The 14,923-nt window shown below is 68.6% G+C and carries 15 protein-coding genes; all 15 read right to left on the bottom strand.

The annotated features are described in order from the left end of the window. Positions 1–2 precede the first annotated feature (2 nt). Complete coding sequence (locus ACSION_RS15845) at positions 3–860, bottom strand: glycosyltransferase family 2 protein (protein ID WP_435306781.1); 858 nt, start codon at positions 858–860, stop codon at positions 3–5. Further along, a complete protein-coding gene (locus ACSION_RS15840; RefSeq protein WP_435306780.1) occupies positions 844–1,692 on the bottom strand; it encodes a glycosyltransferase family 2 protein in 849 nt (282 codons plus the stop codon). The genes ACSION_RS15845 and ACSION_RS15840 overlap by 17 nt, the downstream gene beginning before the upstream one ends. Beyond that, positions 1,689–3,896, bottom strand: coding sequence for a type II secretion system secretin GspD (gene gspD, locus ACSION_RS15835; protein ID WP_435306779.1), 2,208 nt, complete (start codon positions 3,894–3,896; stop codon positions 1,689–1,691). Before gspD ends, ACSION_RS15840 begins: the two co-directional genes overlap by 4 nt. 9 nt (positions 3,897–3,905) lie before the next feature. Further along, complete coding sequence (locus ACSION_RS15830; RefSeq protein WP_435306778.1) at positions 3,906–4,730, bottom strand: type II secretion system protein XpsN; 825 nt, start codon at positions 4,728–4,730, stop codon at positions 3,906–3,908. Then, positions 4,720–5,340 (bottom strand): type II secretion system protein GspM, encoded by a 621-nt coding sequence (gene gspM, locus ACSION_RS15825; RefSeq protein ID WP_093487814.1) that lies wholly within the window; start codon positions 5,338–5,340, stop codon positions 4,720–4,722. The genes ACSION_RS15830 and gspM overlap by 11 nt, the downstream gene beginning before the upstream one ends. Next, positions 5,321–6,463 carry a PilN domain-containing protein gene (locus ACSION_RS15820; RefSeq protein WP_435306777.1) on the bottom strand — a complete coding sequence of 381 codons (1,143 nt, stop codon included), beginning with the start codon at positions 6,461–6,463 and terminating at the stop codon, positions 5,321–5,323. The genes gspM and ACSION_RS15820 overlap by 20 nt, the downstream gene beginning before the upstream one ends. Continuing rightward, positions 6,460–7,311: a general secretion pathway protein GspK gene (locus ACSION_RS15815; protein WP_435306776.1), complete on the bottom strand. Its 852-nt coding sequence runs from the start codon at positions 7,309–7,311 to the stop codon at positions 6,460–6,462. The genes ACSION_RS15820 and ACSION_RS15815 overlap by 4 nt, the downstream gene beginning before the upstream one ends. Then, positions 7,308–7,979 (bottom strand): prepilin-type N-terminal cleavage/methylation domain-containing protein, encoded by a 672-nt coding sequence (locus ACSION_RS15810; RefSeq protein WP_435306775.1) that lies wholly within the window; start codon positions 7,977–7,979, stop codon positions 7,308–7,310. The genes ACSION_RS15815 and ACSION_RS15810 overlap by 4 nt, the downstream gene beginning before the upstream one ends. Beyond that, on the bottom strand, positions 7,976–8,404 hold the full coding sequence (xpsI, locus tag ACSION_RS15805) for a type II secretion system protein XpsI (RefSeq protein ID WP_435306774.1): 429 nt from the start codon (positions 8,402–8,404) through the stop codon (positions 7,976–7,978). Before xpsI ends, ACSION_RS15810 begins: the two co-directional genes overlap by 4 nt. Next, complete coding sequence (xpsH, locus tag ACSION_RS15800) at positions 8,404–8,928, bottom strand: type II secretion system protein XpsH (RefSeq protein ID WP_435306773.1); 525 nt, start codon at positions 8,926–8,928, stop codon at positions 8,404–8,406. The genes xpsI and xpsH overlap by 1 nt, the downstream gene beginning before the upstream one ends. A gap of 18 nt (positions 8,929–8,946) precedes the next feature. Further along, positions 8,947–9,381, bottom strand: coding sequence for a type II secretion system major pseudopilin GspG (gene gspG / locus ACSION_RS15795; RefSeq protein WP_435306772.1), 435 nt, complete (start codon positions 9,379–9,381; stop codon positions 8,947–8,949). A gap of 22 nt (positions 9,382–9,403) precedes the next feature. Further along, positions 9,404–10,618 (bottom strand): type II secretion system protein XpsF, encoded by a 1,215-nt coding sequence (gene xpsF / locus ACSION_RS15790; RefSeq protein ID WP_435306771.1) that lies wholly within the window; start codon positions 10,616–10,618, stop codon positions 9,404–9,406. Positions 10,619–10,709: 91 nt separating this feature from the next. Next, the gene (locus tag ACSION_RS15785; RefSeq protein WP_435306770.1) at positions 10,710–12,557 is read right to left on the bottom strand and encodes a family 43 glycosylhydrolase; all 1,848 of its coding nucleotides are present in this window, start codon (positions 12,555–12,557) and stop codon (positions 10,710–10,712) included. A gap of 146 nt (positions 12,558–12,703) precedes the next feature. Beyond that, a complete protein-coding gene (locus tag ACSION_RS15780) occupies positions 12,704–13,153 on the bottom strand; it encodes a hypothetical protein (protein WP_435306769.1) in 450 nt (149 codons plus the stop codon). A 3-nt stretch (positions 13,154–13,156) separates the two neighbouring features. After that, positions 13,157–14,869 (bottom strand): type II secretion system ATPase GspE, encoded by a 1,713-nt coding sequence (gene gspE, locus ACSION_RS15775; RefSeq protein WP_435306768.1) that lies wholly within the window; start codon positions 14,867–14,869, stop codon positions 13,157–13,159. Positions 14,870–14,923: the final 54 nt, after the last annotated feature.

Below are 14,923 nucleotides of genomic sequence, written 5' to 3'. Positions count from 1 at the left end.
ATCTAGCGGCGTCGCAGCAGGATGCGCGCGAGGACCGCGCCGAAGTGCAGCCAGATCGCGGCGAACACGCCCAGCCGGGTAGGCATGCCGCGCTGCGGAGATTCGAACTTGCGGAAGTAGCGCCACAGCCCACGATGCTTGTGCCACTCCACGAACAGCGGTCGCGAGCGGCTGGACACGCCGCGGATGTGCAGCACGCGAACATCATTGGCGACAGCCAGCCACGCGCCGGCCTCGCGCGCGCGCCGACACAGATCCATGTCCTCCGCGTGCAGTCGATACTTTTCGTCGAAGCCGCCCAGACGATCGAACAGCGTTCGCGGCAACAGCATCAGCGCGCCCGACACGATATCCACTAGTTGCAGCACGCAGCTCTCGTCCACGGGCACCCCCAGCCGGGACGCGGCGTCCGGCGAACTGAGCATCGCCGCGAACACGGGTTCACGCCGGCGCGCCGCTGCATCGCGCACGCCATCTTCGTCGACCAGGTCCGCACCGAGCAGTGACTCTCCCGTGATCGCCGCCGCGTGCGCACGCAGGCGAGACAGCGTGTCGACCTCCACCATCAGGTCCGGGTTCACGAACGCGATCCACGGCGAGCCGGTGTCGCGTGCGCCCTGGTTGCAGCCCACGGCGAACCCCGGATTGTCTGGATTGGCGATGAAACGCAGGCGCGCGTCCTGCAACGCATGGCGCTGCACGACCTCCATCGTGCCGTCGGTGGAAGCGTTGTCGACGATGCGGATTTCCTCCACGCCCCGGGCTACCCGCAGGCGCATCAGGCAATCGTCGATGGTGCTCGCGCTGGCGTAGGTCACCACCACGACCGCAATGCCGCCCTGCTCAACCGAAGAGGTCACGCTGGCGCTCCGGCGATCCGACATCCGCATACAGGGCGGCCAAGCGCTCGCGCGGCTCGCGCAGCGGATCGGCCATCAGGAAGGTCGCCAGCCGAGGCGTGAAAGCCGGCCAGCGGGCGTTCAAGGCATCCATGTCGCCGTCGGCGGGGCCACCCTCGCCACCGCGCGCCACGAACGCGGTCTCGCACAACACGTTGCGCCAGCCCAGGCCAGACAGACGCAGGGACAGATCCACCAATGCCGCGTACCAGGACGCGTAGCTCGCCGCATCCAGGCCGCCGACGCGCTTGCGTGCGCTGCCGCGCAGGGCGACAGCATGGGCGACGGCCGCGGGCAATTCCGGGTGCAGTGGCGGCATCGCCGCACAGGCGTGCGCGGTGCGTTCGATATCGCCAGGCGGGGGACTTACTTCCCCCAGCCGTGGCCAGGCAGTGGTTTCGCCGGCGTTGCACCAGGGCGTGGCCGTCGCGATCGCAGCATCGCGGGCCAGACATGCGGACAATTGCTGCAACCAACCCGGTAGCGGTTGCGCGTCGGGTGACAACACCACGACATCCGCATCGCCGCAGGCCGCCAGCATCTGATCCATGTGTGCCACTTCGCCGAGCATGCGCGGACGTCGCGTGTAATCCGCCTGCAGGCGCGTGCGCGTCAGCCAGCGCTCGATGATCGCTAGTCCGCGCGGGCCGGCCTGCGCATCATCGGCCAGCCAGAGCCGCGCGCCCTCCGGCGTACCGGCGTCGAGCGCGCCCAGGCAGGCATCGAGCGCATCGTCGTCGGTGCCGATGGGCAACAGGACGATGGGCAGGGACGATGCGGCCGACGGCGTCACTTGGAGCGCGGCGTATTCAGCGGTTCCAGCGCGCGGAAGCGCTTGCCGTACTCGTCGGTCAGGTCGTTGGCTTCCTGCGGGTTGCTGACGATGGTCGGCGTCAACAGCACGATGACTTCGCTGCGCTCGGTGCCGGTGGTCTTCTTGCCGAACAGGCCACCGATGATCGGCAAACGACTCAGGCCCGGGATGCCGGAGGAACCCTGGGTCGCGGTGTCGCTGATCAGGCCCGCCAGCATCACCGTGTTGCCCGCCTGCACCGCACCCTCGGTCTTGAAGCGGCGCGTGTTGATCCGCACGTTGCCGTTGGCATCGGGCTCGCTACCGGGCGAGCTCACTTCCTGCACGATATCGAGGAACACCATGCCGTCCTTGGTCACGCGCGGGCGCACCTTGAGGATCACGCCGGTGTCCAGGTACTGCACCTGGCTGTAGCTGTTGTCGGTGCCCAATCCCGGATTGACGGTCACCGAAGAAATCGGGATGCGACTGCCCACGTTGAGCGTGGCTTCGGCGTTGTTGCGCACGAAGATCGACGGGGTCTGCAGCAGGCGCACGTCGGAGACTTCGTCCAGCGCCGTGATGACGGCGGCAGCGTCGTTCTTCACCAGCGTCCAGACGGCCCCTGCGCCACTCACGCCACCGATGCTGCCGGCGAGCGTGCTCCAGCGGCTCGGCCCACCAGCGCTCGGGTCAGCGAAGGGGCCAAGCCCGTTGTCCGTCATCGCGCGCTCGAGGTACCAGTTCACGCCGTAGCTCAGGTCGCCGGTCAGCGACACTTCGGCGATCTGCGCTTCGATATGGACCTGCAGCGGCATTACGTCCAGCTTGTCGACCACCTCGCGGATCGACTGCCAGGCGCTGGCGCTGGAACGCACCAGCAGCGTATTGGTCTCTTCCACCGCTGCCACGCCCACGCGCGCGCCGTCGACTTCCAGCGTCACCGCGCCGTTGCCGTTGTCGCGCTGGTTGAGCGACAGCGAACCGCCACCCAGGCCGCTACTCCCGGAGCTGCTACCGCCGCTGCCGCCGAAATCGACGGAGCTGTTGTTGTTGCTCATGCCGCCGTCGTTGATCTGCACCGGATCGGTGCCCGGCATCAGCGAGACGTTGCCGGTGCCGCCGGTCGAACGGCCATCACTGGACGAACCGCCGCTGGACGCACCGAACACCTCGGCCAGGCGCTGCGCGAGTTCGCGCGCCTTGATGTATTTCAGCTCATAGGAATACAGGCGGCTACCCTCGCCCGCGCCATCGATACGCTCCAGCCACTGCTGGATCTGGTCGAGGTAGGCCGGCTGCGGCGTGATCACCAGTACCGCGTTCGCGCCCTCCAGCGGCATGAAGCGGAACATGCCCGCGCTGGGCGTCTTGCTGTCGTTGCCGAACACGTTCTCCAGGTCGGCCACTACGCGAGTGGCACGGCCCGACTGCAGCGGGAACACGCCCACCGACATGCCGGACAGCCAGTCGACGTCGAAGATCTCGACGGTGCGCAGGTAGTTTTCGAGTTCGCTGCGCGTACCGGCCAGGGTGATGACATTGCGCGTGCTGTCGACGTTGACGATCGCGTTGGGTCGCGCGTAAGGCTCCAGCACCTTCTTCATCTCGCTGGCGGAAATGAAGCGCAGCGGCACCACGCGTGCCTCGTAACCGCGCGCGCTGGACGCCGGACCCGTGCGCGGCGCCACGCTGCCAGCCAAGGCCTGATCGGCGGGGATGATGTTGTAGCGGCCGCCGGTGTAGACCAGGCGCGCGTTGTTCCAGCCCAGCACCATCTCCAGAAGGTTGTACGCCTCGGCCGGCGATACCGGCTTCGGCGTGCCCAGCGTCACGGTGCCCTGTACGCCCGGTGCGATGACGTAGTTCTGGCCCAGCATGTCGCCGAGGATGGCCTTCACCACCGCGTGCACGGACTCGCCCTCGAAATTGAAGGTGGCCGAGCCGCTGCTGGCGCCGCCCAGGGATGGCAGCGGCGCGCTGGCGGCGCTGCGGTTGATCATCTGCCCGTTGCCACGGCGGATCTGCGCCTGCGGACCACTGGAGGGCGCTTCGGCCTCCTTGAGCGGCGCGGTCTGCGCGGTGCCGGGAACGACCTCTCCCGCCGTCGCGGGCGAGGTGCGGCGCACGTCGGGCACAGGGGCGCTGGCGCAGCCGGCCAACAGGCCCAGGCAGAGGGAAAACAGGATCACGCGTGACGTCATGCCGGCACTCTACTGTGTCTTGCCGGGCGTTGCCGGCGGCGGATTGGGGTTGGCCTGCTGCTGGCGCAACTGCGCACGGCGTTGCTCGATGCGCTGGCGAATCGCATCCATCTGCTGTTCGGTCGTCGTGGCGGGAGCGCTCGGCGGCTGCGAAGATGGCGTCGGTGCGGGAACCGGAACCGGCGCGGCTGGGGTGGCGGACGATGGCGACGGCATGGTCGGCATCGCGATAGGCCCTGCATTACCGCCGGTCGGACGAGCCGCGGGCGGCACGCCCGGCGCATTGGGTGCGGCACCGGATGCCGGTGGGACTGCGACCGCAGTAGGCGGCTGGCCACCGGCGCCGTTGAACACCCGCAGCTCCAGCTCACGGCGTCCTTCCGGCCCATCGAACACGGCCCGGCGCGGCGACAGTTCCGTCAACCGCCAGCCAGGGAAACCGTCCGGCGACTCGCCTACCTTGACCCGCAGGCCCTCGCCACCCTGGGTCGGCTGGATGATCGCCAGTTCCAGTGCGGGCGTGATCAGCACGCTGCTGAGGACCAGGTCGAAGGCAGGCGCGGCAGCTTCCTCACCTGATAGGAAGAATGGCTTGGGCCGGCGATCCTCGGAGAACAGAGGCCGCTCGCCAACCTCGGCATATTGCGGCATGCCGCCCAGTCGCTCCGGCGGAGCGGGCGGCATCTTCGGCAGGTCCTGGACCAGCGACGGGTCGGCCGGGAGCGGCGTGATCCGCCCGCCCAGGCCGAACACCGCCAGCGCCAGCACCAGTACCGACCATCCGGTCACTGTCGCCAGGATCCATGTGCGCGCGGTCCACGCTTCACGGCGCATCGGGCGCCTCCCGGGGAGCCGCCGGCGCGGGCTTGAGGTAGCCGTAGAGGTCGAAGTTCACATCCAGACCGCCTGCGCCGCTCTCACTGGCCTGGAACGCGTAGCGCTGGGCCAGGATGTTGAGGTTCTCGACGAACAGGCGCGGGCTGCCGGATTCGATCTGGTGCAGTACCGAGGCGAGTTCCGGCGCACCGCAACGCAGGCGCACCTGCACGACCACGCGCGGATAGACTTCGCGCCCGGGGAGCGCCAGCGGCGACTGGTTGGCGATGGCGCAGCTGCGATTGCCGGGGCTGGCCTGCTTGACGATGGCTTCGAGGCGCTGGACCAAGCCGGCGGTCGCCAGCTCCACCGTCGCTTCCGGCAGGAAGCCAGGGCGCTGCGCCTGCTGTGCCAGCGCCGCGGCAAGTTCGCGCTGCACCTGCGGCGCCTGCGCCAGCTGGGTGCGGATACGCAATTCGCGATCGCGCAGCTCGCCGACGCGCGTGTTCACCTCTTGCATCGGCACGGTCCACCAGGGGTGTACCAGCACGAAGTAACCCAGCAGCAGCGCCGCCAGGAGCAGCACAAGGGCTAGCGCACGATCGCGGTCAGTCGTTGCCGGCGGCATTGGGCCCTCCGTTGGCACCTGCTGCGGCGGGCTCCTGCTTGCCCAGCAGTTCGGCGGTCAGCGTGAAGCGGTCCATGCGCGTCCGCGGATCGGGCTGCAGCGCGCCGCTCAAGGCGGGATTGCGCCACAGCTTCGAACCCTGCAGCCGTGCGACCAGGCCGGAGGCTTCCGGACTGAAGCCGATCAGGGTCAGCCGGTCGCCTTCGATGGCGAGTTTTTCCAGATAGGTGTTGTCGGGCAGCCGCTGGGTCACGTCGGCCATGACCTCCAACGCGGTGGGACGTCGCGCACTCGTGGTGTTCAACGTAGTGATGCCGGCGACCAGGTCGACGAGCTGCTGCCGTCCGGCCGCCACGCGGCGGGCTTCGTCGGCACGGCTTTCCACCTGCGTCGCGAAGGCGTCGGCCGCCGCGCGCCGGTTGTCGAGCACCAGCCAGGCACCCAACACCAAGGCCACCACCGCCACGGCCGCCAGGGCCAGGTGCAAGCCGCGATTCGGTGCCAGGCTCGCGGTCCGGACGTTCTCCGGCAACAGGTTCACGCCTGCGGGCAGGCCGGCGGCATCCTCCACGTCGGCACCGGCGAGGACACGCGCGAGTGCGCCCAGCTGGGCGAGTGCAGTGTCGAACGCGGGCTTCGGCACCACGGCGAGTTCGACGTCCAGTTGGCCGTCCTCGCGCACGCCGACCACCCGCGCATCGAAGCAGGCGTCCTGCGCGGTGAAAGGTGTCTGGCGGTCCAGCTCGAAGCGCACAACATCCCGCAGGCGATCCGCGGCAGCGGCCGGCAACGGCAGGCGCCGACGCAGCGTCATGCCCGCCGGTACCAGCCACCAGCGAGGCAGCCCCGCCAGGCGGCTGCCCAGCACGGCAGCGAGTTCATCGGGGGTCACGGTGGAAGGCAAGCGCGCCAGTTCGCGGCGCGTCGCCCCTTCCATCCAGCTCATGGCGATCTCGTTGCCTTCGCGCTGGAAGAACAGGCGCTCCCGGGTCAGGCCGAGCAGCACGCGCCAGCGCGCAGGCAGGCAACTGGCCAACGCCTGGCCCCACCAGGCGAGGAAGCTCTTCGGTCCCGGCCCCAGGCGCGCCCGGAACTGCTGCAAGGTGTCGCGTACGCCGCTCATTGTGGTGACGCTCCCTCCTCCCAGCGCAACAAGGTGTAGGCCGATCCCGGCACGGGATTGGCGCCTGCGCGCACCACCGTCCTTAGTGACGCCTCGCGGCCATCGGTCAGCCGCGCACGGCTCTCGATACTATACGTGCCGCTGCCGGTGCCGACGAGTTGGGCGTCCCCGCTTGCGCCGATGGCGTTGCGCTGCGCCAGCCAGGTGGCGGCATCCATGCCCATCGCGACCAGCACCGGACCCTGCGCATAGGTTGCGTCAGGCTGGCCACGCCCGGAATACAGCGTGAGGAAGGGCACCAGCCGTGCGTACAACGCGGGTGTCATGCCCAGCACCTGCTCGACTTCGGCGACCGTCTCGAACGGTGCGTCCTTCGCGCCGTAATCGCGACCTTCGGAAGCGTAATCGTCATCCTCGGCACCGCCGGACGGCTGGCTCAGGTTGTCAGCGTCGCGCCAGTCGACGATGGCGCCCGAGAGCGCATCGGCAACGTCCGGCGCCTCGCCCAGCGCCTGCATGAGGCGGGACAGCAAGCCCGCGTCGGCCTGATTGAGGTCGACCTTGCCGGTTTCGTCGATGATGCGGACTTCGACCGCATGGCCATCGAACGACCATGCGTAAGGCCTTCCGTTGGGCTGCCAATGCGTTTGCGGGTTGCGATCGGCCACGCGGACCAGCGCGTACTCGAGTCCGGCACGCGCGACCTCCTGTGCGACAGCGCCGCGGCTTCCCACCTGTCCCTGCATGGCCTCCATGCGTGCGGTCAATGCAAAGGCACCGACCAGCGCCGTGAGCAAAGCCACCAGCCACAACACCAGCAACAGGGCCGCGCCTCGTTGGGGCTTCATGGCAGCACCGGATTCGAGTCGCCGGGCAGCAAGCCGCCACCGGCGCCGCCTTCGCTGCGCGCAAGCGTGACGATAAGGTCCGGCCAACGTCCGCCGCGCACCGCCTCCACTTCCACCTTGACCTGCAGCGGCAGCATCTCGGAGGTTTCCCAGCGGTCCTGCCACGGACCCAGGCGGTTGTCCGCATCCAGTCCGCGGTAGCGGAAGCGCACCGTCCGCAGGCCATCGGCCAGACGCTCGGGGCGCTGCGCTTCGGCACGCTGCTCGAGGTCGTCCAGCGACGCGTCCGGCTGCGCCACCGAGAAGCCGACGAGCAGCCGCCCGTCGGCATCGGCCACCACGTCATGAAGGTACGGGCCACCGTGTCCGAGGTAGTCCGGCAGGTCGGTCACGAAGCGCATGCGCTGCGGCGTGCCGATGAAGCGTGCCTGCCGCAGCGTGCTGCGGTCGGTGGCGAACACGATCGGCTGCGCCGAGGTGAGTCGCGCGCGCAGGTAGCCATGCACGGCGCGCATGCGCTCGCTGGCCTGCGCCATGTCTTCACCGCGCGCCGCCACGGCCGTGGACGAACGCAGCGTGGCGAACGCGAGCGCGAGGCCGGCCGCCATCAGCACCAGCGCGACCAGCACCTCGATCAGCGTGAATCCGCCCGCATGCCGTCGCATCATGGTGGCGCCGCCTGGTTGATGTCGCGCGGCGCGAGCCGCAACGTGCGCCATTGCAGGGACTGACCGCGTTCCGCGCCCCAGCGCACGAGCAGTCTCACGTCGAGGAGCTGAGGCGCGCCGGGATCCAGCTGTGCGCGCGACGCGAGGGGATCGGCAAACGGCGACACCTCCAGCGTCCACTGGAAGCGCCCACGGTCGAAATCACCTTCGCGCTGTCCGGGCTTGAGCGCCTCGCCGGAACCCAGCTGCGCCAGCAACGACTGCGCGTGCAAGGTGGCGCGACTGCTGTCGGCGGACTGCCTGACCTGCCGCGCCGCGCCGGACAGCGCGCCGAGCACGAGCGTCAGCGCCAATGCCAGCAACGCGAAAGCGACGAGCACTTCGAGCAGGGTGAAGCCCTGTTGGCGCGCGCGCGACGCTGGCATCACTGCGCTGCTCCGATCGTCTCGCGCGACACTCGCACCTCGCCGGTGAGCCAGGCGACATCGACGCTCCATGCCGCGCGTTCCGCCGTCAGCGTCACCCGGCCACCCGTGGCGCCGCCATCGGGGAAGAACAGGATCGCGCCTTCGCCGGCGCGCGCCTGCGCTTGCCGCGCACCGGTGAAGCTCACCGCTAGCGCCGGATCGATGCGGCCGCGATGGTCGCCGGCGGCCTCCCAGCGATGACCGCGCGGATCGATGCGAAAGCGCTGCGGCTCGCCGGTGGCGATCGCCCGCGCGCGGGTATAGCGCAGTTGCGCGGCGATCTCCTTGGATTCGGAACGCAGCTTGATGCCCTCGAGGCCACCGGTGAACGCCATCGCCGCCAGCAGGGCCGCAGCCGCCATCAGGGCCAGGACGAGCAGCGTTTCAAGCAGCGTGAAACCCGCCAGCGAGGCACGTCCTGCGATGACATGTCCTGCAACGGCACGCGCGGAAGGACGCGATGGCGGGGCGCAGGCAGCCATGGCGGCGGACGTGGACGCTTACTCGTTCTTGATGTCGGCGTTCACACTGTCGCCGCCGGCCTTGCCATCGGCGCCGAGGCTGATCAGGTCGAAGCGCTGCGACTCGCCGGGGATCCGGTACTCGATGGCGTTCTTCCACGGATCCTTCAGTTCGCTTTCCTTCGCATACGGGCCCAGCCAGCCGGTCGCATTGTCGGGCTGGGTGACCAGGTCGGAGAGCTGCGCGGGATAGCTGCCGGTGTCGAGCTGGTAGGTCTCGATCTTGCCGGAGAGCGTCTGCAGCTGCGACTGCGCCAGCTTGACCTTGCCGCTGTCCGCGCCGCCCATCACGCGGCTGCCGACAAGCACCAGGATGCCGCCGATCAAGACCAGCACGATGATGATCTCCAGCAGGCTGAAACCCTGCTGCGAACGGGGGGAACGGAAGGCGGGATTGGGACGCGTGCGGGACATGGTCTCGGGCTCTCCGGTGTACTCAGTTGATGGCGCCGGTCAGATCGTACAGAGGGACCAGCACGGCGATGATGACGACGCCCACCACCGCGGCCAGGATCAGGGTGATGGCAGGCACCAGGGCGGCCAGCATACGGTCCAGCACCTGAGCGGTTTCCTGCTCGAAGGTCTCGGCCGTCTTCAGCAGCATGCTGTCCAGGGCGCCCGATTCCTCGCCCACCTGGATCATCTGCAGCGCCAGGCGCGGAAAGCGCTTGCCCTTGCCCAGCGAGGCGGACAGACCATGGCCGTTCTTCACGTCGTCGGCCGCGGCGTCGACATCGGCGGCCAGGGCGCGGTTGCCCAGCACGTTGCGGGCGATGCCCAACGCCGTCAGCAGCGGCACGCCATTCTTCAGCAGCGTGCCCAACGTGCGGGCCAGGCGAGCCGTCTCCAGGCGGGCCAGCAGCGGACCGGCGAGCGGACGACCCAGCAGCCAGGCATCCAGCCGAGAGCGGAAGCCGGGGTCGCGGCGACGGCGGTCGAACCACAGCACCGCGAGCGCCGGCACGGCGATCAGCACGAACCAGAAATCGCGGACGACGCTGCCGACCCACAGCACGCCGCGGGTGAACCAAGGCAACGTCACATCCAGGCTCTCGTACATCACCGCGAACTGCGGCACCACGTAGCCCAGCAGGAACAACAGCGCCAGCCCCACCACCACCAGCAGGATCGCCGGGTAGACCAGCGCATTGATCACGCGACCCTTCAACGCACGCGTGCGCTCCAGGTAGTCGCCCAACCGCTGCAGCGTTTCGTGCAGGCTGCCGCCCGCCTCGCCGGCACGCACCATGTTGACGTACAGCCGCGAGAAGAGGCCGTGCTGCCGCTCCAGTGCGGCCGACAACGGCGCACCGCCGCGTACGCTGTCGCGGATGTCGGTGATCACCCGGCGCGCCTTCTCGTCTTCGGGCAGGTCGAGCAAGATGCCGAGCGCGCGATCCAGCGGCTGCCCCGCGCCCAACAGCGTCGCGAGTTGCTGGGTGAACTGCACCAACCGATCCCCGGCAAACGCATTCGGCCGCCACAGTTGCGCCCAGCTGCGGCCAGCGCCTGCGACCGCGAGCGCCGCTTCCACCGGCAGATGCCCCTGCTCCTGGAGACGCAGCACCACCTCGGCGTCGCTGGCGGCCTCCATCTGGCCCTCCAGCATTTCGCCATGCGCATTCAGGGCCTTGTAGCGGTAGAGCGGCATGCGGGACGGGGTGACCGGGAATGCACCAACTTACCGCATTCGCCCGGCCAGCGTCATGCGCGGACTGCAGCGTGACGAGCGTGTGGACGAGTTACCGCAGCGCCACCACCGGACTGGGCAGGGACACACCGTTCTCGTCGAAGGCTTCCACCGCCACGTGATAGCCCACACCGACGCTCAACGCGCGCAACTCGAGCTGCGTGGGCTGGTCGGCGAACACTTGGTAGGTGGAGTTCAGCCGGTCCGGCGCGATGCCCCAGCGCACGTTGTAGCCCACTGCGCCTTTCACCGGCCGCCAGCGCACGAAGGCATTACGCGGGTCCGTATCGCGTCGCGCTGCGACGTGCCGCGGCGTCGCCGGCACGCGACCGTCTGCGTTGCCGAACACCCGCAGGTCGCTGATGGCCAGGTGCGCGGCCCCCACGTGACCGTGCACGTAGCGCACATGGCGCGTCCGCACCGGCGCGGGGAGCTCGATGTAGGCGTTGGGACGGTCGCGGCGCGGCACCGGCGTGGCGGCGAGCGGCTGCCAATGCCGGCCATCCAGTGAATGCTCCAGCGTGAACTCGGTGTAGATGTCGTCGGCGTCGCCGAAGCGTCCGGATTCGTAGTCGCCGAAATTCACCTGCACCGCGCGCACCGTCTTCACGGCACCGAGGTCCACGTCCAGTGCCTGCCCGGCCTCGTTCTTCCCCGCCACCCACAGCGTGCGCGGATTTTCGTCGGTGACGTTGCCGGCGGGGAAACCCTCGCGCGTGCTCGAAGCCATCGCGCGCTTGCGATAGGAAAGCAGCATCCAACCGGTGAACAGCGCCTCCGGATCCGCGTTCGGACCGTCCGGCACGTAATGCGGAAAATCGCCGAAGCGCGTACTGACCGACATCTGCCCGTCGGCGCTGAAGGCGGCCGGGAACATCGCGATGCGTCGTTCGAACGTCCAGTTGCGGCCCAGCCACGGCGTGCCGGTATTCCACCAGTTGCCGTGCGCATCCTGGAACGTGGAGCCATGGCCTGCTCCCTGCACGAAGCCGCCGGGCTTGTAGCCCACCGGGTTGTACGGCGCGTACTCGAAAGGCCCCAGCGGACTGTCGCCCACGTAGGTGCCGGTGGCGTAGGCGTTGTGCTCGGTACCGGGCGCGCCGTATTGCAGGTAGTAGCGCCCGCCCACCTTCGTCATCCACGCGCCTTCCATGTAGTTGCCCACGGGTTCGCCGTCGGGGAAGAACGCGCCGCGATGATCCTGGCCGAAGCGCTCCCAGCCATGCTTCCCGGGATCGAGTGCGAGCAACGCGCGCGGCGTGCCGAGGTAGCGCATGCCCTTCGACATGTCGAGCTCGATGCCGTACAGCGGAAACGTGTCCGACGATCCCCAGTAGAGATACCAGCGGCCATCGTCGTCCTTGAAGAACGCGGGGTCCCATGGCCCGGGCGGGATCTTGTCCGGCTGCGGATCGCCGTTGCGCCAGCCGGGCAGACCGACGTCGCGGCCCGGTGGCACCGCATGCGGCAGTTCCGGCAGCATGCGGGTGAGGAAATCGAAGCGGCCCTTCGCCGGATCGCGCGAGACCAGCACCGCGCCCGGCGAAAACAGCGAACGCATGAGGATCAGGCGGTCGCCATCGGAGATCACCGCCGGCGCCACCATGCTGTCGAACGGCCAACGGCTCGGCGAGATGAACGCCCAGTCCACCAGGTTGGTGGAGCGCCAGTAGCCGTCGGCCAGCGTCTGGAACAGGTAGTACGCATCGCCGTGCCGGACCACGACCGGATCGGCACCGGTGCGGTAGGAAATGCCGCGGCTTTCCTGTTCGAAGTTGTAGCGGTAGTCGATGTCGATGGGGTTGGCGTAGGTGCGCTGTTCCGCGCCCGCGGCCAGGCCGGTCATCCCCAGCAGCGCACATGCCAGCCAAGCCTTGCCGGCCTGTCGGAACCCGTCCATCCCGCCCCCGTGTAACCGTTTACATGGCGCTAGTGTTCCCGAGGCGGGGAGCACAGGAAAGCCGCACTGCAGCGAACGCTTCGCCCACATGCGAAAAGCCCGGCATGGGCCGGGCTTCTGGATTCAGCGACGGGAGGGCCGGCTGCTCAGTCGCAGTCCATGCGCCCTTTCGGCAGCACCCGCGGATTGCCCATCGCGAACAGCGTGATCGGCCGCTCCCACATCTCGAACGAGGACACGCCGGGCGTGACGCCGCAGGTACTGGCGTATTCGAAGCGCTCCCCGTCGGTAGAGACATACAGGTCGAACTTGATCGCGTCCGGCAACGCGCTGGAGACCATCAGCGTGGTCTGCGTCGCATCGCCGCTGCGGGTGCCGCGCAGGTTGCCGCCACCCTCGCCCGCCGGCGCCCATGCCGCGACCTTGCCATCGGCGACCTCGACCTGCAGCGCCAGCACCGGTGCGCCGCTGCCAATCGCGAAGCCAGAGGGAAGTTCGGCCCGCGTCACGGTACGCGGGGCCTTGTCCTTCGCAGCGACAGGCAAGCTCGCCAGCAGCACCCCCAGCACACAAACACGCAACAACGCATGCGTCATGGCTCATCCCTCCTCGGTAACGCGCAGCACTTCCTCGATGGTCGTCTCGCCCGCCAACGCCTTCGCGATGCCGTCCTCGTACATCGTGCGCATGCCGGCCTCGCGCGCGAGCTGTTCGATCTCGCCCATGCCCGCGTGTCGCATCACGGCGCGACGGATCTCGTCGTTCATCACGAGGAACTCCATGATCGTCGTGCGGCCCAGATACCCCGTGGGCGCCGCGGCCGAAGCACGTGGACGGAACAGGAAGATCTCGCCCTCGGGCTGGTAGCGGCGCAGGCCGAATTTCTCGATTTCCTCCGGCGAAGCGGCATAGCGCTCGGCATGCGAGAGCTCCAGCCGGCGCACCAGGCGCTGGGCGAGGATGCCGTTGACCGTGGAGGTGAGCAGGTAGTCCTCAACGCCCATGTCGAGCAGGCGGGTGATGCCGCCCGATGCGTTGTTCGTATGCAGCGTCGAGAGCACCAGATGCCCCGTCAGTGCGGACTGGATGGCGATGCGCGCGGTTTCCAGGTCGCGCATTTCGCCGATCATGATGATGTCCGGGTCCTGGCGGACGATGCTGCGCAATGCGCTGGCGAAATCCAGGCCGATCTGCGGCTTGGCCTGGATCTGGTTGATGCCCTCGATCTGGTATTCAACCGGATCCTCGACGGTGATGATCTTCACGTCGCTGGTGTTGAGCTTGCTCAGCGCCGTGTACAGCGTGGTCGTCTTGCCCGAGCCGGTAGGACCGGTGACCAGCAGGATGCCGTGCGGCTGCTCCAGCACTTTCTGGAACTGGGGCAGGAACGCGTCGGTGAAGCCCAAGCGCTTGAAGTCGAAGACCACGGTTTCGCGGTCGAGCAGGCGCATCACCACGCTCTCGCCATGCGCGGTGGGCATGGTGGATACGCGCAGGTCGAGTTCCTTGCCCTGCACGCGCAGCATGATGCGACCGTCCTGTGGCAGGCGGCGCTCGGCGATGTTGAGCTTGGCCATGATCTTCACGCGACTGATCACCGCCGCGGTGAGGTTGGCCGGCGGGCTCTCGCCTTCTTCGAGCACGCCGTCGATGCGATAGCGCACCTTCAAGCGGTTTTCGAACGGTTCGATGTGGATGTCAGACGCGCGCAGTTCGACCGCACGCTGGATCACCAGATTGACCAGGCGGATGACCGGGGCCTCGGAGGCGAGGTCGCGCAGGTGCTCCACGTCGTCGAGGTCGGCGGTGGCATCGCCGTCGGCGTTCTCGACGATGGCACCCATCGCGCTGCGGCCCTGGCCGTAGTAGCGCTCGACCAGGTCATCGATCTCCGAGCGCAACGCCACGCGCGGGCGCACGGCGCGACCGGTGGCCAGGCGCACGGCATCGAGCGCATACGCATCCTGCGGATCGGCCATCAGCACGTCCACGTGGTATTCGCCCTCGCCCACCGGGCACACGTGGAACTGCTTCATGAAGCGCTGCGACAGCACCACCGATTCGGGCGGCGCATCCGGTGCGTCCTTCGCGCTGACCAGCGGCAGGTCGAGCACCTCGGCCGTGGTCTCGGCGTGGTCGCGCTCGGACACCAGGCCCAGGCGCGAGAGCAGCGCGAGCAGGCTGCCGCCGGTCTCTTCCTGCAGACGGCGCGCGCGCGCCAGGTCGGTCTCCTTCAACCGTCCGCGCGCGAGCAGCGCGGCGACGATGCGCTCGTCGGCGGAAAGCGAGGGGTCGGACACGGCTGCGTTCACGGGGGCCTCCTGGAAGGCCCGGACTTTATCAGGTGCCGCGTTGCCCCGGCGTGG

It is taken from the genome of Pseudoxanthomonas sp. LjRoot125 (assembly GCF_964252705.1).
In the GTDB taxonomy this organism is placed as follows: Bacteria; Pseudomonadota; Gammaproteobacteria; order Xanthomonadales; family Xanthomonadaceae; genus Pseudoxanthomonas_A.
Note: the sequence above shows the minus strand (reverse complement) of the source record. Positions and strands in the feature narration are given on the sequence as shown.